Annotated in this window: 18 protein-coding genes; 14 read left to right on the top strand and 4 right to left on the bottom strand. The window is 55.9% G+C overall.

The genetic code is table 11. The annotated features are described in order from the left end of the window. Window positions 1–39 precede the first annotated feature (39 nt). From AC1AY0_RS09230 to AC1AY0_RS09250, 5 genes are all read left to right on the top strand, one after another. A complete protein-coding gene (locus tag AC1AY0_RS09230) occupies window positions 40–540 on the top strand; it encodes a hypothetical protein (protein ID WP_420308629.1) in 501 nt (166 codons plus the stop codon). 277 nt (window positions 541–817) lie between these two features. Further along, the gene (locus AC1AY0_RS09235; protein WP_033890746.1) at window positions 818–1,099 is read left to right on the top strand and encodes a DUF4244 domain-containing protein; all 282 of its coding nucleotides are present in this window, start codon (window positions 818–820) and stop codon (window positions 1,097–1,099) included. Between the two features lie 5 nt (window positions 1,100–1,104). Beyond that, the gene (locus tag AC1AY0_RS09240; RefSeq protein WP_051917370.1) at window positions 1,105–1,482 is read left to right on the top strand and encodes a TadE family protein; all 378 of its coding nucleotides are present in this window, start codon (window positions 1,105–1,107) and stop codon (window positions 1,480–1,482) included. A gap of 44 nt (window positions 1,483–1,526) precedes the next feature. Continuing rightward, window positions 1,527–1,883 carry an Rv3654c family TadE-like protein gene (locus AC1AY0_RS09245; protein WP_051917363.1) on the top strand — a complete coding sequence of 119 codons (357 nt, stop codon included), beginning with the start codon at window positions 1,527–1,529 and terminating at the stop codon, window positions 1,881–1,883. A 150-nt stretch (window positions 1,884–2,033) separates the two neighbouring features. Further along, the gene (locus AC1AY0_RS09250; protein ID WP_033890745.1) at window positions 2,034–3,170 is read left to right on the top strand and encodes a diacylglycerol/lipid kinase family protein; all 1,137 of its coding nucleotides are present in this window, start codon (window positions 2,034–2,036) and stop codon (window positions 3,168–3,170) included. Window positions 3,171–3,235: 65 nt separating this feature from the next. Here AC1AY0_RS09250 and AC1AY0_RS09255 read toward each other — a convergent pair whose 3' ends face one another. Beyond that, complete coding sequence (locus AC1AY0_RS09255; protein WP_033890744.1) at window positions 3,236–3,835, bottom strand: TetR/AcrR family transcriptional regulator; 600 nt, start codon at window positions 3,833–3,835, stop codon at window positions 3,236–3,238. Between the two features lie 109 nt (window positions 3,836–3,944). Between AC1AY0_RS09255 and AC1AY0_RS09260 the strand changes: the two genes are divergently transcribed. Both AC1AY0_RS09260 and recR read left to right on the top strand, forming a co-directional pair. Further along, window positions 3,945–6,671 (top strand): DNA polymerase III subunit gamma and tau, encoded by a 2,727-nt coding sequence (locus AC1AY0_RS09260; protein ID WP_034534698.1) that lies wholly within the window; start codon window positions 3,945–3,947, stop codon window positions 6,669–6,671. A gap of 18 nt (window positions 6,672–6,689) precedes the next feature. Beyond that, on the top strand, window positions 6,690–7,292 hold the full coding sequence (recR, locus tag AC1AY0_RS09265) for a recombination mediator RecR (protein ID WP_033890743.1): 603 nt from the start codon (window positions 6,690–6,692) through the stop codon (window positions 7,290–7,292). 35 nt (window positions 7,293–7,327) lie between these two features. Here the strand turns inward: recR and AC1AY0_RS09270 are convergent, their stop codons facing one another. Together AC1AY0_RS09270 and AC1AY0_RS09275 are read right to left on the bottom strand one after the other, a co-directional pair. Then, complete coding sequence (locus AC1AY0_RS09270) at window positions 7,328–8,431, bottom strand: class C sortase (RefSeq protein WP_051917362.1); 1,104 nt, start codon at window positions 8,429–8,431, stop codon at window positions 7,328–7,330. A 748-nt stretch (window positions 8,432–9,179) separates the two neighbouring features. Beyond that, on the bottom strand, window positions 9,180–9,608 hold the full coding sequence (locus AC1AY0_RS09275; protein ID WP_033890742.1) for a hypothetical protein: 429 nt from the start codon (window positions 9,606–9,608) through the stop codon (window positions 9,180–9,182). A gap of 653 nt (window positions 9,609–10,261) precedes the next feature. On the opposite strand from AC1AY0_RS09275, the gene AC1AY0_RS09280 reads away from it, so the two are divergent. After that, window positions 10,262–11,026, top strand: coding sequence for an aspartate kinase (locus tag AC1AY0_RS09280; RefSeq protein WP_051917361.1), 765 nt, complete (start codon window positions 10,262–10,264; stop codon window positions 11,024–11,026). Between the two features lie 95 nt (window positions 11,027–11,121). Further along, a complete protein-coding gene (locus AC1AY0_RS09285; RefSeq protein WP_033890741.1) occupies window positions 11,122–11,688 on the top strand; it encodes an ACT domain-containing protein in 567 nt (188 codons plus the stop codon). An 88-nt stretch (window positions 11,689–11,776) separates the two neighbouring features. On the opposite strand, the gene asd is transcribed toward AC1AY0_RS09285, so the two are convergent. Then, the gene (asd, locus tag AC1AY0_RS09290) at window positions 11,777–12,871 is read right to left on the bottom strand and encodes an aspartate-semialdehyde dehydrogenase (RefSeq protein WP_033890740.1); all 1,095 of its coding nucleotides are present in this window, start codon (window positions 12,869–12,871) and stop codon (window positions 11,777–11,779) included. A 193-nt stretch (window positions 12,872–13,064) separates the two neighbouring features. Here asd and AC1AY0_RS09295 point away from each other — a divergent pair, with 193 nt between their 5' ends. From AC1AY0_RS09295 to AC1AY0_RS09315, 5 genes are all read left to right on the top strand, one after another. Continuing rightward, the gene (locus tag AC1AY0_RS09295) at window positions 13,065–13,685 is read left to right on the top strand and encodes a DUF5701 family protein (protein ID WP_033890739.1); all 621 of its coding nucleotides are present in this window, start codon (window positions 13,065–13,067) and stop codon (window positions 13,683–13,685) included. A gap of 129 nt (window positions 13,686–13,814) precedes the next feature. Then, window positions 13,815–14,759: a DUF4862 family protein gene (locus AC1AY0_RS09300; protein ID WP_033890738.1), complete on the top strand. Its 945-nt coding sequence runs from the start codon at window positions 13,815–13,817 to the stop codon at window positions 14,757–14,759. Next, window positions 14,756–15,757, top strand: coding sequence for an ROK family protein (locus tag AC1AY0_RS09305; protein ID WP_033890736.1), 1,002 nt, complete (start codon window positions 14,756–14,758; stop codon window positions 15,755–15,757). The genes AC1AY0_RS09300 and AC1AY0_RS09305 overlap by 4 nt, the downstream gene beginning before the upstream one ends. Window positions 15,758–15,784: 27 nt before the next feature. Then, window positions 15,785–16,453 carry an N-acetylmannosamine-6-phosphate 2-epimerase gene (locus tag AC1AY0_RS09310; RefSeq protein ID WP_033890735.1) on the top strand — a complete coding sequence of 223 codons (669 nt, stop codon included), beginning with the start codon at window positions 15,785–15,787 and terminating at the stop codon, window positions 16,451–16,453. A gap of 243 nt (window positions 16,454–16,696) precedes the next feature. Further along, the gene (locus AC1AY0_RS09315; RefSeq protein WP_033890734.1) at window positions 16,697–18,265 is read left to right on the top strand and encodes an ABC transporter substrate-binding protein; all 1,569 of its coding nucleotides are present in this window, start codon (window positions 16,697–16,699) and stop codon (window positions 18,263–18,265) included. Window positions 18,266–18,278 lie beyond the last annotated feature (13 nt).

Below are 18,278 nucleotides of genomic sequence, written 5' to 3' on the forward strand. Positions count from 1 at the left end.
AGTGATTATCCGACTATTCCAGATGATGCGTTGCAACCCATGTTGATATTACGGTTGCTGCGCGTGGCAGTTGCTCAGGGGTCTTCGATTCCTGCTGCGTGCGAAGCTGTTGGTAACGCAGTCGGAGGCGAGATCGGCGCAGCATTGGAGCAGGTTGGGTTGAGACTGCAGCAAGGTGTGCGCTGGGCTGATGCGTGGCGTATCGCGGAGTGTAACCGCGGTAATACCGCACAATCAGAGAATGATTTTCACGTGAATGAGCAGATAAGAGCTAACGCTAATACGCGTACTGACAGCAAAAATGTTGACAGTTATTTGACGATGATTCGTTTGGCATTGGAACCATCCTGGATGCATGGCGATGCGCCTGGTGTGAGGCTCGAAGCCACTCTGGAGCAAATGGATAGCGATGAACGTTCTGTCATCGAACGCAATGCGGCAAAACTTTCTGTGAAACTACTGCTGCCAACAGGATTATGTTTTTTGCCGGCTTTTATAGCAATCGGTGTCATTCCCTCAATTGTTTCTTTTGTGATGTAGCAAGAGATTGACCTGTTTCTGCCGCAATGCTCTGAGCGTGCTCGCGCACGTATCCACATTTGTTGTGGATGACACGCCGGGGTGTGGATAACTTGGCAAGCTAGAACCACATACCCCGTTTCAGCGTGCAATCTGCCACTACATCCTTCACAGTGGAATGCACCTCATGCCGGTGCTTTAACCGGTGTGAGGGCCACCAATATCACAATCTCCAACCGCCATTACCGAACGCTTATGAACTGCATAGTTGCTGTTCAACAAGCTGAAAGGAACCAGTATGACAGAACTGATACTTGCCGAGCATCGGCCGGATCCTGTGCTGAGAGCGCGCGATGGCATATGCCGCATGCGTTCTCGAATCCATCAACGTATATGCCTGATGGACGCCCAGTTGCGTACGTTTATGGAAAACCCTGAAGAAGGTGCGGCTACGGCTGAATATGCGGTAGTACTTGTGGCTGCCACAGGCTTTGCTGCGCTTCTCGTAACAATCCTCAAATCTGATGCGGTGAAAACACTGCTGCTCAACATCATCAAAAAAGCGTTGAACGTTGGGTGATAGCCATGGTGTTCTCGCATTATCGATGTTGGCGGGCGCGATTGCCTCCGCAACCAGAAGAAGGATCGGCTACAGCAGAGTTCGCTGTAGTGCTGCCCAGTGTTATAGCCATTGCTGGCTTGATACTGGCATTGGGGCGCGTGGTCATGGTGACGATGGACTGCGATTCCGCAGCATCGGCAGCGGCTCGCACAATGATGGTTTCCGGTGACGAGACGGCAGCCCAACACGCTGTAGCGCAAATCGTTGGAGCCAACAGTGCTGTGGCTATACGCCAATCGGAGCAAGCCATACACGTGCAAGTTACTTGTCCGGTATTGCCTGGCCCCATGAATCTCACGCCTGTGCAGGTTAAAGCGGAATCGACTGCGATGCTGCAGTAGCGGATGCCGTGTTTGCTATTCGGACTCCAGTAAGGAGACAGCCAATGATGAGAGCGCGTTTTGAAGAAGGATCGGGCACTGTGGCAGGTGCCACGCTCGTTATGGTAACCGCAGTGGTGCTTGCGCTTATTGCCAGTATCGGCAATGTGATGCTCTGCCATCACAAAGCGCGCTCCATCGCTGATTTAGCAGCGTTTAACGCAGCCTATGCATTGTGGAACGCAGATACTAGCCAGCCGTGCGCGCTCGCAGAACATGTAGCTTCTGCTAACGGAGCCTCAATGATTGAATGCGAGATGCAAGACGACGATGTTCGACTGATTATCGCGGTAACAACTCAAGTGCCATTAGCACCCAAAGTCACGCAGGAAGCGAGAGCCGGACCTATAGCATGCGAGTAAGTATCGCAGCATTAGGCATCCATCCAGACGCATGGCACGTATGAGCAGACGCATTAGTATGACTCGATTCCATCGAGTGTGACTGAGCGCATAGCAAACTTCGATTTTTGCTCTGGCGCTCTCTCGCCTCCATTAGCTATGGTGAAAGGCATGACCGAAAGTGAACGCAGCGAACGTCGCACCACCGTGGGATTGGTAGGCAATCCCACCTCAGACAAAGGCCGAGGAGCCAAAATCGATGCACAGGTATTAGACCTGCTCCATGAAGCAGGCCAAATCCATGATTTCGATGTTGTGGATCTTACCGGCCAGAGTTTCGACGATTCGCTGAATCGTGCACGTGAACACGCTCATGAATACGACTATTTGGTTGTAGTCGGCGGCGACGGCATGATTGCGCTCGGTGCGAATGCCGTGGGGTGCAGCGGTAAGCCGTTGGGCATCGTGGCAATAGGTTCGGGCAATGATTTTGCGCGAGGGCTGAGATTGCCGGTGAACCGTATCGAGACTGCAGTGGAAGGCATTGTGGGAGCCATTGTGCGTGGCTCTCATATAGACGTAGATATGGGGCGTGTGACCTCTCTCGAGGGCGGATACGCAGTGAATCCTTCCACGGGTAGCGAATACGAAATGTCAGAAGGCGTTTCAGCGACACAAGCTTTCCCCATCGATCGCTACTATGCCGGAATGCTGTCTTGTGGCATCGATGCCAGCATTAATGATCGTGCGAATCATTCGCACTTGCCGAACGGCAGCCTGCGATACTTTGCTGCAGTGTTGGTGGAGCTCACTCAGATGAAGCGATACGGGTACCACGTCAAAGCCACATTGGCTGATGGTTCTACGGATGAACGGGATATCATCTCACCGCTGCTGACCGTTGCGAATTCGCGACATATTGGCGGCGGTATTGAAGTCTCGCCATACTCATGCTTCTCGGACGGATTGCTTGACCTCGTATGGATGGATCATGTGCCGAATTTCCATGAGTGCACGGTGGCGATTTCCAATGCATACAACGGCCGACTACTTGCATCCCAAGTCTTCGGTTGGAAACGCATTCGTGAAATCGAAATCACGCGTGCTGAAGAGGGCGACGAACCGCCTATTCTTATGGCAGATGGCGAGTACATTGGCCATCTGCCTGTACGAGTAGTGGCGGAAGACCGTGCATTGCGTGTTCTCGTGCCACCTGCCGTGGCGGCACAAGAAGTTGATGCCAAAGAGCGTGTGGCTGAAGCCATTGCGCGAGATGGTCGTGATCCGGTTACAGGCGTATTCCTCTGATTCGTCGGTGACTGCTTCACCGCGTTGTCGTATCAGTCATTGCATGGTGCTGGATAAATCAGCGGCTACGCTATATAGCCTTCAATGTGCAATGTCTGAGCCATAACCTGCTTGATGGTTTCATCACTGATGGATGGGTGCGAACGGACCAGTGAAATCAGTCCGACAATCAGCGTGAAGAACGTCTCGTGTACATTGCTGATGGGCAACCCATGCATTTGCTCAAAGTCACGCACAGTAGTTTGAGCAATGTAATCAGCGATGCGATCTGCAGCGCGGTCGATGAATTTGATGTACAGTTCAGCGTTGCCATCTTGGATCATGCGATTGGAGAATGGGCTCTCGTCTGCGATAAGCGCACGTATCAAGTGCACCATGTCATCCATGGCCTTGTTTACGTTGCCGATTTCACGAGCGTGATTCCACTGATCGAGTCGGTTAAGGATTTCATCAATCACATCATCCAGCACGGCATCAGCTACGGCATCTTTATCAGGAAAATAGTGGTAGAACAACGAACGAGTCATGCCCACTTCACCGGCGATATCTGAAACGGTGATTTTGGAGAATCCCTTTTCCAAGCAGATTTTGCGAGCGGCTCGCACAATAGCTTCGCGTCGAACATCACCACGGCTGGCGCGTCGCTCCTCGAAGTTCTCGTCCATGAGTACCTCCTGATGACAACCGTTATTGACACTATGTTAATACCTGTAAGCGTGTACGATTATTCGCCGGTTCGCACGCAAATATTGAGGGCAAGGTAGGTTAGTAGCTATGGCACTTGCACTGTATCGACGCTATCGTCCGGACACCTTTGAAGGAGTAATCGGCCAGGACCAGGTTACTGTTCCGCTGATGCGAGCCCTAGACGAGGGCAAGCTTACGCATGCCTATCTATTCTCCGGTCCGCGAGGCTGCGGCAAAACTAGTTCTGCCCGTATCCTCGCGCGTTGCGTCAATTGCGCCAAAGGCCCCACCTCCCATCCCTGCGGAGAATGCCCCAGTTGCAAGGACCTGGCCACCGGAGGCCCAGGTTCCATTGACGTGGTAGAAATCGACGCGGCTTCACACAACGGTGTGGATGATGCTCGAGAATTGCGCGAACGCGCTGGATTTGCCCCAGCCCGCGATCGCTACAAGATTTTCATCCTTGACGAGGCTCATATGGTCACGCAGCAGGGCTTCAACGCACTGCTTAAGATCGTTGAAGAGCCACCTGAGCATGTGATGTTCATCTTCGCCACCACCGAACCAGATAAGGTGATTGGCACTATTCGCTCACGTACACACCATTATCCGTTCCGCCTGGTGCCACAGGAGGTTATGGGCCCTTATCTGGAAAAGATCTGCGATAAGGAAGGCATTAAGCCCGAACCTGGCGTGCTCAAGCTTGCTATGCGCGCAGGCGGCGGTTCGATGCGAGACACACTTTCCGTACTCGACCAACTGATGGTTGGCTCTGTAGAAGGTGTTATTACGCATGATGCCGCTGTGGCTCTCCTCGGATTCACTCCGGAAGCGCTTATCGGTGAAGCCATCGATGCGGTTATCGACCATAACGGCGAAACTCTATACGGAGTGATTCAAAAGGTTGTGGTGGGCGGTTTTGACCCACGCCGCTTTGTGGAAGACCTTCTGGCTCGCGTGCGTGACCTACTGGTACTAACACTTGCCGGTGATTCTGCTGAATCAGTGCTGTCTGATACTGCCGAAGCAGAAGATATGGGTGATTTGCATCGTCAGGCTGCTGCTTTGGGCTTAGGCCAACTTACTGCCATGGCAGACATCATCAACGCCACATTGAGTTCCATGACCGGGGCAATTTCACCGCGTATGAGACTTGAATTACTGGCCGCTAGATTGCTTGCCGGCGCTGAATCAGGATTTGCGCTCGCTGCTACCGCGCCTACAGCTGGTGCGCCGGCTAATGCCGCCGCTACAAACTCGGGAAGCTCTGCTGGCGCTGGAGCGCAGCATCATGCGGCTTCGGGCGGCTTTGTGGGGGCATCGCGCAATGCGAATACGCAGCAAGCCAATCGTGGCGGATTCGTTGGTTCCTCGCGTAATACCACCCAAGGTGCGCAGCAACCAGCTCAGACGGTACCAACTCCGCAATCAAATGTGTCCACCAATGCATCTGATTGGACTGGAACTGTGACGGCTGAACAGTCTGTGCCTTCAGCGTCAGCTGCTCAGTCAGCTCCCACTCAGCAGCCGGCTTCTGGCCTGCAGTCTGCTGCAGCAGCCACTCCGGTCGCAGCTTCCGCTCCAGCCCCCGCGAACGATACCCGTTCTGTGGACGAAAAATGGGATGCAGCCGTTGCGGCATTGCCTGAAGCTATTCGTGAATATGTAACTCGCGCCAAAGTACCAACGGTAAAGTTTGGTACCAATCGCAAGGGCTTGCCATGCCTCTCGCTGACATTCGATCAATCGCTCAGTCAGCATGCCTTTGCGCTGGCTGTTGACTCGAACGGTAAGAAAGCCGCAATCGTAGTGCAAGACGCCGTACGCCAAGAGTTCGGCGCAACCACTGTTATTGCGCCTACGCCTGTTGCCGCCAACGGCGATCGAGTAGAGTCCATCAAACGCATGAGCCCTGAGCAGTTGGCTAAGGTCAAGCAGCAGATCGCATTGGCGAAAGCTGGTCTTGCCGCAGCAAGCTTGGGATCTGGACTAGGCATGCATACTGCCAGCGAGCCCAAGGAACAGAAGTCTGCGACTTCCAGTCATGCCGAAGAAGCTGAGGATGCCCATCGAGGGTCTGCGCAGCTTCCTGACGACGACCCTTGGGCTAAGCCGACAGGTGCGTCTCCGGTACAGAACCAGCCATACGCGGCCGGAAACCTTAGCACACCGGAACCTGCAGAAGAAGAGCATCATAAGAAGCACGTTGCAGTACCTGATACCAGTGATGGTATAGACCCCTGGGCTCAACCGGCCACGGCTCAGCCTCAGCCCCAAGCCAAGTCTCAGCCGGCAGTTCCGGATGCTATGCCTCCATCGGATATGGATCCGTGGAATCAGCCCAGCCCTGCGGCCACTGCGGACAATGATCCGTGGAACCAGCCAGCACCTCAAGCTCCAGTTGCTTCCGTGAATGATGATCCGTGGAATCAGCCAGCGCCAGCCATGCCGAATGCAGCGCCAGACCCTTGGAATCAGGCTCAGAATATGGCCGGGCCGAGCGGCTGGGAGCAGGCTCAGGAAGCACCGCAATCGCCACAATATAGTGCGGAACCCAGGGTGGAAGCAGACCCTTGGAATCAACAGTCAGCCAACTCCCGCATAGGTTCACAGCAGGATTCATCTCCCGAGCCGCCGATCGACCCGGAAGAAGACGAATACTCGATGAGCGACCAATCGCTCGGTGACTCTCGAGCAATGAGTTTGGACGATTTAAAGAAGATGTTTGAGGTGAAAGAGGTCAAAGAGTTTTCGGCTGATGATCCGCACAATCCTAAGAACATTCAGCCAGCCAAGAAGCACCTCGGCGAATAACGGTAAGGAGCAGTAAGCATGGCACTCGCCTATGATGGCGCCATTCAGCGTTTGATTGATGCGTTCGGAAACCTGCCCGGCATTGGGCCTAAGGGAGCGCAGCGTATTGCATTTTATCTGCTGTCCGCGCCGGACGATGAAGCGCGAGAACTGGCCGAAGCCATTGAAGAAGTGAAAGATAAAGTCCGGTTCTGCGATATTTGTGGCAATGTGTGCGAGACGAGCCCCTGCCCGATTTGCGCCGACCCTCGCCGCGACCACTCCGTAATCTGCGTAGTGGAAGAGCCCAAAGATGTGATGAGCATCGAACGTACGAGAGAATACCGTGGCCTTTACCACGTGCTCGGTGGCGCAATCAATCCAATGGCTAACGTGGGTCCTGCTGATCTTAAGATTCCAGGTTTGCTCAAGCGCTTGGAAACCAAGGAAGTCGCGGAAGTCATCATGGCACTTGACCCGAATATCGAGGGTGAGGCGACTACCAGCTATTTGACTCAGCTATTGCGCCCTGTGGGAGTAAAAATCACGCGTCTTGCCAGTGGCCTGCCAGTTGGCTCTGATTTGGAATATGCTGACGAAGTCACGCTTGGCCGCGCTCTTGCCGGCCGCCGCGAGGCCTGAAACCGCAGGCATAACTCCCCGTGAGGGCGCGGCAGTTACTTGGCGTCATCCAATAACGTATTATTCGGCTCGGAACCTTGACTCTTTTGCCACGGCCAGAATGCCGCATGCCGCATAATACGAGCCACGTGCTTCCTCCGCGCAAGCCACACGAAGAACCAGCCGAGCAGCAGTACGGCCAGTGCTGCTGCAATCGCTATGTTGCGAGCATCATGCACATCATTCGGTTCGGGAGCCGGCAGAGGAATTGCCACACGATGCCCGGAAACCAACAGACGATGAGTGTTCACGCCATACGGGGTGCAGGTCATTAACGTGACGCGATCCTCGCCCTTCACAATCTTGAGCTGTGACGTGTCATTAGGCAGAATCACGGAAATGCGATCGACCTTGTATCCCAGTGTTTGCCCCATAACCTCAATGTAAAAGAAGTCGCCCTTCTTTACCTCATCGAGTCGCGTGAACATCATGGCCTCAACGAGACCACGGTGACCCGTAATCACCGAATGGGTGGACTCGCCGCCCACAGGCAGCGAAGTGCCATACAAATGCCCGGCTCCGGATGCCAAGGCTTCCTCAGAGGTGCCATGGTAAATCGGCAGATTGATTGATTGCTTGGGTACTTTGATTGTGCCCATTACTTCGTCGCCAGTATTCAGCAGCTTCTGATATTCGGTGTCCTTCTTGGACGCGGAATCCTCTCCGCTGGCCTGCGAGCCACCTTGTGCTCCTGAGAACGGATCCACTGCTTCACCCAAAATAGGCTGGCCTGATTCCGCAAGCTTCTTGTTGTACTCATGAGCGGCTTTGAGCGCATCATCAGCTTGCGGGTATGGCCAGTTCGCTACGTTCTGGGCGCTGGTGGCCGCGGTTTTCGCAAGCTCCATACCGGATTGGAATTGCAGTGCCAGGGGGAAGCATGCCACGGCGAGTGCTGCAATAAGCAGCAGGATGGTAATCAGACGCATTATTAGAAGATTGCGCCTCAATCGGCGACGCTCAGCCGCTATATCAGCAGTATCCATCGCCTCATTGAATGAAGTGGGCGTGAACGTCTGCTGTTGCTGGTCTGCCTCGGTTCTGCTCGCGGTAGCCGCCTCACGCGTGTGCTGCATTGTGTGCTTATGCTGCAATGCCATCGCTGAGCCTCCCCTTGTATGTGCAGTCTGCTGCAGTCGTTCGCCACGTTACTCTGTGCCAAAGTCGTAGCGCAAACCCCGTAGCTCTCCGCAAATCTCGTACACACCCCCGATATTGCGTCTATAAACCCCCGAATAGATAGGGCTGTGTTGACCTTGCGACTGGCGCTTTGTTTAGCGGCCCATCAATTCAGTTGGCTGATTGCAATACCGAATGCCCACGAAAGACACTGATTAAAGAATCGATATAGGGGGTAAATACGCTAGGAGGGTAAAACTGCAAATGCCCAGTATTCGATTGACTGAAACCCGGGCTCAGAGCATCGAGTGACAGAACATAACAAAAGGTCCGGTTGCGAGGTGCTGCAACCGGACCTTTGAGAGAAGGAGAGAGGAAGAAGAAAGGGGTTCAATTATAGTTGTGGGGTTTGCCGGCCGGCTGGCGTTTGCTGCGGTCAATCGCCTGCCTTCCGGGAGTGTGCCTCGCCGGTTCGCTGGGCCTGCGGTCCGCGATCCTTGTCGGATCGTTTTCCTTGGGCTTTGCTTGCCGGTAGTTCTTATATAAGCCGGCGAACCTGAGCGGCTTGATGCGTTTGTCTCAAAACCCCAGAGCAATCACCTGAAAGAATCTTGAGAATTGATTTCCTCAGTAGACTCCGTATTTTCGACTACTGCATAGAGCTACTGCACAGTACTACTGCACAGGGCAGCTGCACAGTGGTACTGGATGCAGGCTAGGCAGTAACGCTTACTGTGCAGTATTGCTTGGTGCTTGTGGAGTGGGAGGAACTGGCGCAGACAGCGACTGCTGCGGTGGCTGTGGCTGCGCATATTGTGCAGGTGCAGCATATGGTTGCTGGGTATATTGCTGAGCGTATTGTGGCGCAGCCGGATTGGGCTGCACGGGTGCGGCCTGCGCTTGAGCACGTGCCTGCGCAGCTTCTTGGGCTTCCTCTTCCTCAGCTTTCTTCTTGGTGAAGAAATATTGCGCTACGCCAATAACCAAGATGAGAACGATCCACAGCAATGCCTTCCCAAGCTCGTCGGAGAGCACGCCAAGAATCAGCAGCAGCACGCAAAGCCCGATGATAAAAGGCATCATCTTTTTGGTGCGGCGGAACCTGCCCCGGTAATTCATGCTCCAGTAGTTGAATGAATGATCCTTCTTGCCGGCCATCGTGGCCTCCTTGCTGCTGGGTGGTGCGTCGATTGCAACCTCCACGACGTACTTTAACGGTACGGCGCATGGGCGTGCTATGGAATACGACAAGCCGGGAAACTACGTAAGTTCATGCAGTATTCATGCTGCGTGCTGTCGCTCGTAGCGGCTTGGGATGTCTCTCGTGCCTCATTCCGGGGAATGCGCCGCGTAGTGGGTGCAATTACGCCGCATTCCGGGTATTGCGTCGCAAACGGTATGTTTCATGGTATGTTCCACGGCGCATTTCCCGGAATGCGGTGCGTGAGGGGCGGTTATGCGGCGCATTTCCCGGAATGCGGTGCGTGAGGGGTGGTTATGCGGCGCATTTCCCGGAATGCAGTGCGTGAGGGGTGGTTATGCGGCACATTTCCCGGAATGTGGCGTGCGAGGGGCGGTTATGCGGCGCATTTCCCGGAATGCAGTGCGTGAGAGGTGGCTGTGCAGCACGTGAGAGGCGGCTGTGCAGCGTAAAACGTCCGCATGATGGGTGTGCGTCCATGTGGCAACGCTAACAATCCTTATAATCGTGCCGCTTACGTAGAATGAAGCGCAAAACCCGGGATGGTGAGCGGTACCGAAATATCGGATGAGCCTACCGTCCGCAGCCGAGAGAAGAACGAAGGACAACAGTGGCTCTCATCGTGCAGAAGTACGGCGGTTCGTCGGTCGCCGATACCGATTCGATCAAGCGTGTGGCCAAGCGCGTTGTTGAGACGGAGAAAAAAGGCAACAAGGTGGCCGTAGTGGTTTCCGCTATGGGCGACACCACTGACGACCTCATCGATCAGGCCTTGAGCATCGACTCCAATCCGCCTGAGCGCGAGATGGATATGCTCATGACCGCAGGTGAGCGTATCTCCATGAGCCTGCTCGCCATGGCCATTCACGCCGAAGGTAGCCGCGCGCACTCCTTTACCGGTCAGCAGGCTGGCTTCTTCACCGATGCTCGTTACGGTGCTGCCCACATCAAGTCGGTCAAGCCGGATCGTGTGAAGAACGCGCTTTCTCTGGGAGACATCGCCATTGTGGCAGGCTTCCAGGGCATCAACGCCAAGGGCGATGCCACTACGCTCGGCCGCGGTGGTTCGGATACTTCCGCAGTGGCTCTTGCTGTGGCTCTCGGCGCTGACATCTGCGAGATTTACACCGATGTGGATGGCATCTTCACCGCCGACCCGCGCATTGTGCCTGCCGCACGCCGCATTCCGGTAATCGATTACGATTCCATTCTCGAAATGGCGTCCTGCGGCTCCAAAGTGCTGGCACTGCGCTGCGTGGAATATGCTCAGCGATTCAACATGCCGCTGCACGTGCGCTCTTCGTTCTCGCATCGTCCGGGCACATTGGTGGTGCCGGAGGGTGTGGATCCTCGCACGCTGCCGAATATCGACTGAGTTCGGCCGATTGGTTGCATCGGCCTGCGGTCAATCATCACGATTCGCATAAGACCTAAGTAAACGTAACAACTGCAAACAAGACAAGGTAAGACATGACTGAAGAAGAAGCGAAGTCCATGGGAGAGCTGTTCCCCGATCTTGGCCCTGAGGCTCCGGTAATTTCCGGCATCGCCCACGACCGTTCTGAAGCGCTCGCCACTGTTCGTGGCGTGCCGAACGAGCCGGGTATGGCTGCCAAGGTGTTCACCGAGCTCGCCAGCGCTGGCGTGAACGTGGACATGATTGTGCAGGCTGGCGCATCTGTGGGAACTGCTGATATTTCCTTCACTGTTCCGGAGGCTGCGGTTAAGCAGGTGCAGGATACGCTGCTCGATAAGCAGGAGGAGCTGGGCTACCATTCCTTCGACATCAACACCAACGTGGGCAAGGTGGCCGTGGTGGGTGTCGGCATGAAGACCCACTCCGGTCTGGCCGCCAAGTTCTTCCGCGCGCTGAGTGCTAAGGACATCAACGTGCTGATGATCTCCACGTCCGAGATTCGTATCGCTGCTCTTGTGCCGCTTGATCAGCTCAACGAGGCTGTGAAGGCTCTGCACACTGCGTATGGCCTCGACGCCAAGCAGATTGAAGCCGTGGTGTACGGCGGCACCGGCCGCTGAGTTTGCACGGATATCCGGTTAACTTCACCTGCATATCCGCGGTACAGCATACGAAAGCCCTCCATATGGAGGGCTTTCTTGTAAAGCATTACTTCTTGGTGATGTAGCCGAGTGCCTTGAGCATTTCGGCGCATTCCAGAGCGCCGCCGGCGGCGCCGCGCAGGGTGTTGTGCGCGAGGCCCACGAACTTCCAGTCGAAGATGGAGTCCTCACGCAGACGGCCGATCGAGACGCCCATGCCGCCTTCGTAATCCACGTCCAGCTTGACCTGCGGGCGATCATCCTCGGTCAGGTACTGGATGAAATGCTTCGGCGCATGCGGCAAGCCCAGCTCGGCAGCCTGAGAAGTGTAGTTCACCAGACGGTCGATGAGCTCTTCCTTGGTGGCCTTCTTACCGAAGTTCAGGAACACGGTTGCGGTGTGGCCGTTGAGCACAGGCACGCGAATGCACTGTGAGGTGATCTTCAGCGGACCGTCAAACGGCACGATTTCGCCGAGTTCGGCATCCACGTGGCCGAACACCTTCAGCGGTTCCTTCTCGCTCTTGGCTTCCTCACCGGAAATGAACGGGATGATGTTACCCACCATCTCAGGCCAATCCTTGAACGTCTTACCTGCGCCGGAGATGGCCTGATACGTGCTCACCACCACTTCGCGCGGCTCAAATTCCTTCCAGGCAGCCAGGGCTGGCGTGTATGCCTGAATCGAGCAGTTCGGCTTGACGGCAATAAAGCCGCGGGTAGTGCCGAGACGCTTGCGCTGATGCTCGATCACCGCAAAATGCTCTGGGTTGATCTCCGGCACCACCATCGGCACATCCGGAGTCCAACGATGAGCGCTGTTGTTGGAGACCACAGGAGTCTCAGTCTTGGCGTAACGCTCTTCAATGGCGCGAATCTGATCCTTGGGCATGTTCACGGCGGAGAACATGAAATCAACGCCACCGGCAACCGCTTCGGCATCATCGCCGTCCACAACCACCATATGCTTGGCGTATTCTGGCATAGGCGTTTCCATCTTCCAACGGTCGCCCACGGCCTCTTCGTAGGTCTTACCGGCGCTGTGTGCGGAAGCGGCAAGGGTGACCACCTCAAACCACGGGTGATTCTCAAGCAACGTCACGAAACGCTGACCCACCATACCGGTGGCGCCAAGAATGCCGACCTTCAATTTTTCGGACATGATTACCTTCTGGGTCCAAGGAACAGGATTGATTCGCACGGCCGCGCAGTGTAGCTACGCAGTGCAACTAAGCAGTGCGGCTCCACAGTGCAGTCGGACACGGGTCAATATTGTACGGAATCTCAGCAGTTCCGGTGCCGTGTTTCCCATATGATGATGGCACCTGTGCCGCCACGTTGCTAGTCTGGTAGCCATGTCTATTGCATCAGTAGAGGCGCAAAAGCAGCTTGATCGTATCGTGGCTCTCGGCTACCCGGATGTGGCGGATATGTCTGCCGCCGCATTTCGTGCGCTGGCCCGCCCGCTTATTGGCGCACTCGAGCATTCTGATCTTGGCTCGAATATTCTGCTGGTGCCGACCCGCGAGCTGGTTTCGCCTGAATCGCTGATCGCTCGAACCTCCATCAATCGCATGGCCGGCTTTACCACGATGCCGCCGCGCGATATCGCCAGCTTCCTGCCCGTCAGCGGCTTCACTCCGCCTGAAGGCCCGTTCTATTTGGTGGTCGATCCGCACACTGGAACTTGCTATGTCAATCGTGAGCCGGATGTGGCTCGTAAGCTGCTTGATTCCGATGATCGCCTGCCGCTCACGCTCGAGGAGGGACTTGCCATCGCCACCCAGCATCCGGAATGGTTGATGGTCAAGAATGGCTTCAATCTGTTGGGCTCCCGTTCTGCAGATGGCCGCGTGCCGAGCATTTGGATGAGCCAGAATGCGCCGCGTCTCGGCGCTGTGTGGCCGAATTCTCGCCACACGTGGCTTGGTAACGCCTACTGCGCCGCCCGCCGCGGAGTCAGTCTCTTCCGTTAAAGAAAGCAAGGCCTGCTCATAAACCCTTGTGCTGCATAAGGTGCGCCTCTCCCAGAGATTAGACATCAGACGTCTGATGATAGTAGGATAGGTATGTCAAGGCACCAGCATTTCAAGGAGGAAACTAGCATGCCTTCATTTGTCGTGGGCGCGTATGCGTCGCTTCCTCAAGGGCGGGAAGCCCAAGAGGACTATTACAATCTGCTCGGCCGGCAGCCGTGGATTGCCGGTACCGAGCTACCGTTCCCCGGTGATTTTGCGGAAACCGCAGGCCGCATTTGGATGGCAGGTATTTTGCCTGCGCATTGGCGGGGCAATACCATCACCGTTATTCCCGGAACCATGCAGCACGTATGGAAAGACCCAAACTTCGGCCTCGCCAGCCCCAACGAAGATGGCCGAGCCGCAGCGCTCGCCATGCTGAAGAAAGTGCGGAATGCGCTCGCTGACTTCACGCAATGGCGCGGAAGCCAAGATGTGCGATTCGTCGAAGTGCACTCCGCCCCCACGGCGGCGGCCAGCAAGGACGCTATGGCCGCCTCACTGGAAGAGCTTATGCAGCTGGACTGGTCCGAGGCGTCGCTGGTTATCGAGCATTGCGATAAGTATGTGGAGGGTCAGAAGCCGGAAAAAGGATTCCTGCCCATCGAAGACGAAATCGAGCTATGCCGCGAGGCTGGTATTGGCTTGACCGTGAATTGGGGCAGGTCTGTGGTGGAGGGGCGCACTGCCGCTACCGCCGTTGATCATGTGCGCAAAGCCGCTCAGGCCGGCGTGCTGAGTGGTCTTATGTTCTCTGGGGCTGGTCCTGAGGAAACTCAGTATGGCTACGGTTGGATTGACGGGCATCTGCCGATGAGTCCGGACGAGCCTACCTCGCTGATGGATGCTGCTGCGATTGCGGATACTGTGCGCGCTGCTGGCGAGCAGGAAACTCCGCTCGACTATATGGGTGCCAAAGTGTGTGTGCCAAAGAATGCGACGCTTGAGGAAAGGCTCAGCTATCTGGAGCACATTTACGATGCGGTGGCTGATGCGACAGCCGAGACATCAGCCAAGGCGGGCGATGCATGAGCACATATCTATCGTTTGATATCGGCGGCACCAAAGTCGCCTCAGGATTTGTAACCTTACCGCAGCCGCTCAATGGCGAGCAAGAGCCGGTAGTAACGAATCGTTGTGAAATTCCAACTGAAGCATCGCGCGGTGGCGATGATCTCAAAGCTCGTATTGTGGCGCTCGCTGCTCAGCAGCTGGAGCGTGCATCTGCCGAAGGCATAGCAATCGCAGGCATTGGTATTGCGGCGGCTGGAGTGCCGGATAGCGAAACCGGCGTGATTGTCTCCGCCACTGATATTCTGCCCGGTTGGCGCGGCCAGCATATCTATGATGCGTTTGCTGAAATCACCGATCTGCCAGTGCGCATGATTGGTGATGTGGGCGCGCATGGTCTTGGCGAGGCGAGCTATGGCGCAGGCCGCAACAGTGACGTAGTGCTCTCAATCGGTGTGGGTACTGGCATCGGCGGGGCGATTGTGATGCATGGTGAACTATTCACCGGTGCACACGGTGTTGCCGGCCATGCTGGACATGTGCCAAGCGCGCTCGGGCAGGGATTCCTCTGCTCATGCGGCACTCGCGAAGGGCATATTGAACCGGTGGCATCCGGTACGGGATTGAAAGATCTCTACAACCACCGTTGTGAGGAACTCAGTGCAGCTGATAAGCCAGCGCCGGTTTCCAGTGGTGCTGAGGTGGCTTCGCGTGCCGCAGCGGGGGAGCAGCTGGCTTGCTCGGTGCTGGCCGACAGTGCTCATGCGCTCGGTGAATGCATCGGCGGCATGGGTAACCTTATCGATCCAGATGTGATTGTGATTTCCGGATCGGTGGTAAAGGCGGGAGCACTGTGGTGGGATGCGTTGCGCGCCGGATTTACGGATTCGGCATTGGCGTTGGTCAAGCCCACCCCGCTTGTCGAAGGCGAACTGGGCGGTGACGCGCCACTTATCGGAGCGGCCGCAGCCATAGACCGATATGTGCGAGCGAATCATATGGAACCGAGCAAGGCATAGGAATAAAAAGAGCAAAGGAGCAAGACTATGCATCAGGCAATCGAGCGTATTAAAGGCGGACTGGTGGTGAGCTGCCAGGCGTATCCCAATGAGCCGCTGCGTCACCCGGAAACAATGGCGCAGATGGCTATGGCTGCTGTGCAGGGCGGAGCGGTGGGCATCCGCTGCCAAGGCCTGGCTGATATCGCGGCTATCAAAGGGCAGGTAAGCGTGCCGGTTATCGGCATTTGGAAGGACGGCGAGGAAGGCGTGTACATTACGCCGACGTTGCGTCACGCCAGGTGCTGCGCTGCCGCCGGAGCGGATATTGTTGCTATTGATGCGACCGGCCGCCCGCGCCCAGATGGATTGACGTATGCGGATACTGTGCACGCGCTGCATGATGAGGGTGTGCTGGTGATGGCTGACTGCGGCAGCTTTGCTGATGCTGAACGCGCTGTTGAAGCCGGCACGGATATTATTTCCACCACGCTATCCGGGTATACGGGTGACCGTCCGAAAACCGATGGTCCGGATTTCGAACTGCTCGGCCAGATGATTGCGGCATTCCCTGAGGTTCCAGTGCTGTGCGAGGGCCGTATTCATACGCCTGCGCAACTGCATCAAGTGATGGAAGCCGGCGCATGGGCTGCCGTGGTAGGCACCGCAATCACTCATCCCACAAGTATTACTCGCTGGTTTGTGGCACAGCTCTGATTATCTATGCGATGAGCCAGCAAATTGTCTGATGTCTGATTTCAACACTCCGAGTTTGAAATCAGACATCAGACGTCTTATCATTAAGAAAGTTCGACGACGACGTCAAGGGTTCTCGACTGGACCTCCACCCGAGAGATCGGAATGGTGAGCAACCCACAATCACAAATCACATGACATAAGGAAAGGAACCGTCTCGGTTCGAACGATGGTCCGATATTCACTCAACGACGAGGAGAACACATGATCAGGAGAAATGGAAAGTTCAAGGCTGCCATGGCGGCAACCGTTGCGGGCCTCATGCTGCTCGCCGGATGCGGCGGTGGCGGTAGCACCCAAGGCGCGTCGAACACAGGCACATCAGTTGCTGACACCATTACGGCGCAAGTCGCATACGCAACCCGCGATTTCTCGCCATCCACCACATCCAGCGCACTCGCCATGGCCGGCAACTGGCACGTGACCGAACCGCTGTATGCACTCAACTACACGGATTATTCCGTATTCAACGCACTTGCAGCCGGTGAGCCGGAGCAGGTATCCGACACCGAATACGTGGTCACCCTGCGTGACGGAGCCAAGTTCTCCGATGGCACCGCAGTCACCGCCGACGATGTGGTTTCCTCCTACAAGCGCACCACCGCCGAAGGCAGCCTCTACATTTCCATGCTCGATTTCATCGATTCCGTGGAAGCCAAGTCGGACACTGAAGTGACCTTCAAGCTCACTCGTGCATTCCCGATGTTCAAGCAGCGCCTGGCACTCATCCAAATCGTTCCTTCCTCGATGAGCGATGAGGACCTCAAGGCACAGCCGATCGGTTCCGGCCCGTGGAAGTACACCGAGATCACCGATCAGCAGGTCAAGTTCGACAAGAACGACCAGTACAACGGCGACTACCCTGCTCAGGCAGCACACATGGTGTGGAACGTGTCCGTCGATGACACCGCCCGCGTCACCGCAATGCAGGCCGGCAAGGTCGATGTGATGGAAATGGTGCCCGCCAACGCCTTCAAGACCCTTGAAGCTTCCGGCTCCGAGCTTGAAACCGTCCAGGGCTTCAACCTGCCGTTCCTCATGTTCAACACCAAGAAGGCTCCGTTCGACAAGAAGGAAGTTCGCCAGGCAGTCTTCTACGCCATCGACACCCAGAAGCTCATCGACAACCAGATGTCTGGCCAGGCCACTGCAGCCACCAGCTTCCTGCCGGAGAACTTCTCGAACTACCACAAGGCCAGCAACGTCTACACCAAGAACGTGGAGAAGGCCAAGTCCCTGCTCAAGGAAGCCGGCGTCACCGGTGAGCTGAACTTCACTCTCTACACCACCGACCACTCCTGGATCACTCAGCTGGCTCCGCAGATCAAGAACGATCTGGCCGAGATTGGTATGAACGTGGACATCCAGTCCATGGCATCCTCCGCTCTCTACCCGAACATCACCGACAAGGCAGATGCCGACTTCTCCATGGTCCTCGCTCCTGGCGATCCGTCCGTGTTCGGCAACGACCCTGACCTGCTGATGAACTGGTGGTACGGCGACAACGCTTGGACCAAGACCCGTACCTTCTGGAACGGTTCCGAAGGCTACACCCAGCTCCACGAGCTGATGGATCAGGCTCTGGCAGCCTCCACCGACGATGAGCGCCAGGACTACTGGAACCAGTGCTTCGACCTGCTCAGCGAGGAAGTTCCGCTCTACCCGCTGTTCCACCGCCAGACGACCACTGCCTTCAAGAAGGGCGTGTTCAAGAGCGTCGACGCCATCGGTTCGACCGGCATCAACCTCGTGAACGCCAAGCTCAACGAGTAAGTAGCCGCCGAGC

This window comes from Bifidobacterium sp. LH_416, from assembly GCF_056357055.1.

Coding starts and splice junctions, on each gene's coding strand:
- AC1AY0_RS09230 (WP_420308629.1), top strand. CDS start 40: ATGTTGATATTACGGTTGCTGCGCGTGGCAGTTGCTCAGGGGTCTTCG.
- AC1AY0_RS09235 (WP_033890746.1), top strand. CDS start 818: ATGACAGAACTGATACTTGCCGAGCATCGGCCGGATCCTGTGCTGAGA.
- AC1AY0_RS09240 (WP_051917370.1), top strand. CDS start 1,105: ATGGTGTTCTCGCATTATCGATGTTGGCGGGCGCGATTGCCTCCGCAA.
- AC1AY0_RS09245 (WP_051917363.1), top strand. CDS start 1,527: ATGATGAGAGCGCGTTTTGAAGAAGGATCGGGCACTGTGGCAGGTGCC.
- AC1AY0_RS09250 (WP_033890745.1), top strand. CDS start 2,034: ATGACCGAAAGTGAACGCAGCGAACGTCGCACCACCGTGGGATTGGTA.
- AC1AY0_RS09255 (WP_033890744.1), bottom strand. CDS start 3,835: ATGGACGAGAACTTCGAGGAGCGACGCGCCAGCCGTGGTGATGTTCGA.
- AC1AY0_RS09260 (WP_034534698.1), top strand. CDS start 3,945: ATGGCACTTGCACTGTATCGACGCTATCGTCCGGACACCTTTGAAGGA.
- recR (WP_033890743.1), top strand. CDS start 6,690: ATGGCACTCGCCTATGATGGCGCCATTCAGCGTTTGATTGATGCGTTC.
- AC1AY0_RS09270 (WP_051917362.1), bottom strand. CDS start 8,431: ATGGCATTGCAGCATAAGCACACAATGCAGCACACGCGTGAGGCGGCT.
- AC1AY0_RS09275 (WP_033890742.1), bottom strand. CDS start 9,608: ATGGCCGGCAAGAAGGATCATTCATTCAACTACTGGAGCATGAATTAC.
- AC1AY0_RS09285 (WP_033890741.1), top strand. CDS start 11,122: ATGACTGAAGAAGAAGCGAAGTCCATGGGAGAGCTGTTCCCCGATCTT.
- asd (WP_033890740.1), bottom strand. CDS start 12,871: ATGTCCGAAAAATTGAAGGTCGGCATTCTTGGCGCCACCGGTATGGTG.
- AC1AY0_RS09295 (WP_033890739.1), top strand. CDS start 13,065: ATGTCTATTGCATCAGTAGAGGCGCAAAAGCAGCTTGATCGTATCGTG.
- AC1AY0_RS09300 (WP_033890738.1), top strand. CDS start 13,815: ATGCCTTCATTTGTCGTGGGCGCGTATGCGTCGCTTCCTCAAGGGCGG.
- AC1AY0_RS09305 (WP_033890736.1), top strand. CDS start 14,756: ATGAGCACATATCTATCGTTTGATATCGGCGGCACCAAAGTCGCCTCA.
- AC1AY0_RS09310 (WP_033890735.1), top strand. CDS start 15,785: ATGCATCAGGCAATCGAGCGTATTAAAGGCGGACTGGTGGTGAGCTGC.
- AC1AY0_RS09315 (WP_033890734.1), top strand. CDS start 16,697: ATGATCAGGAGAAATGGAAAGTTCAAGGCTGCCATGGCGGCAACCGTT.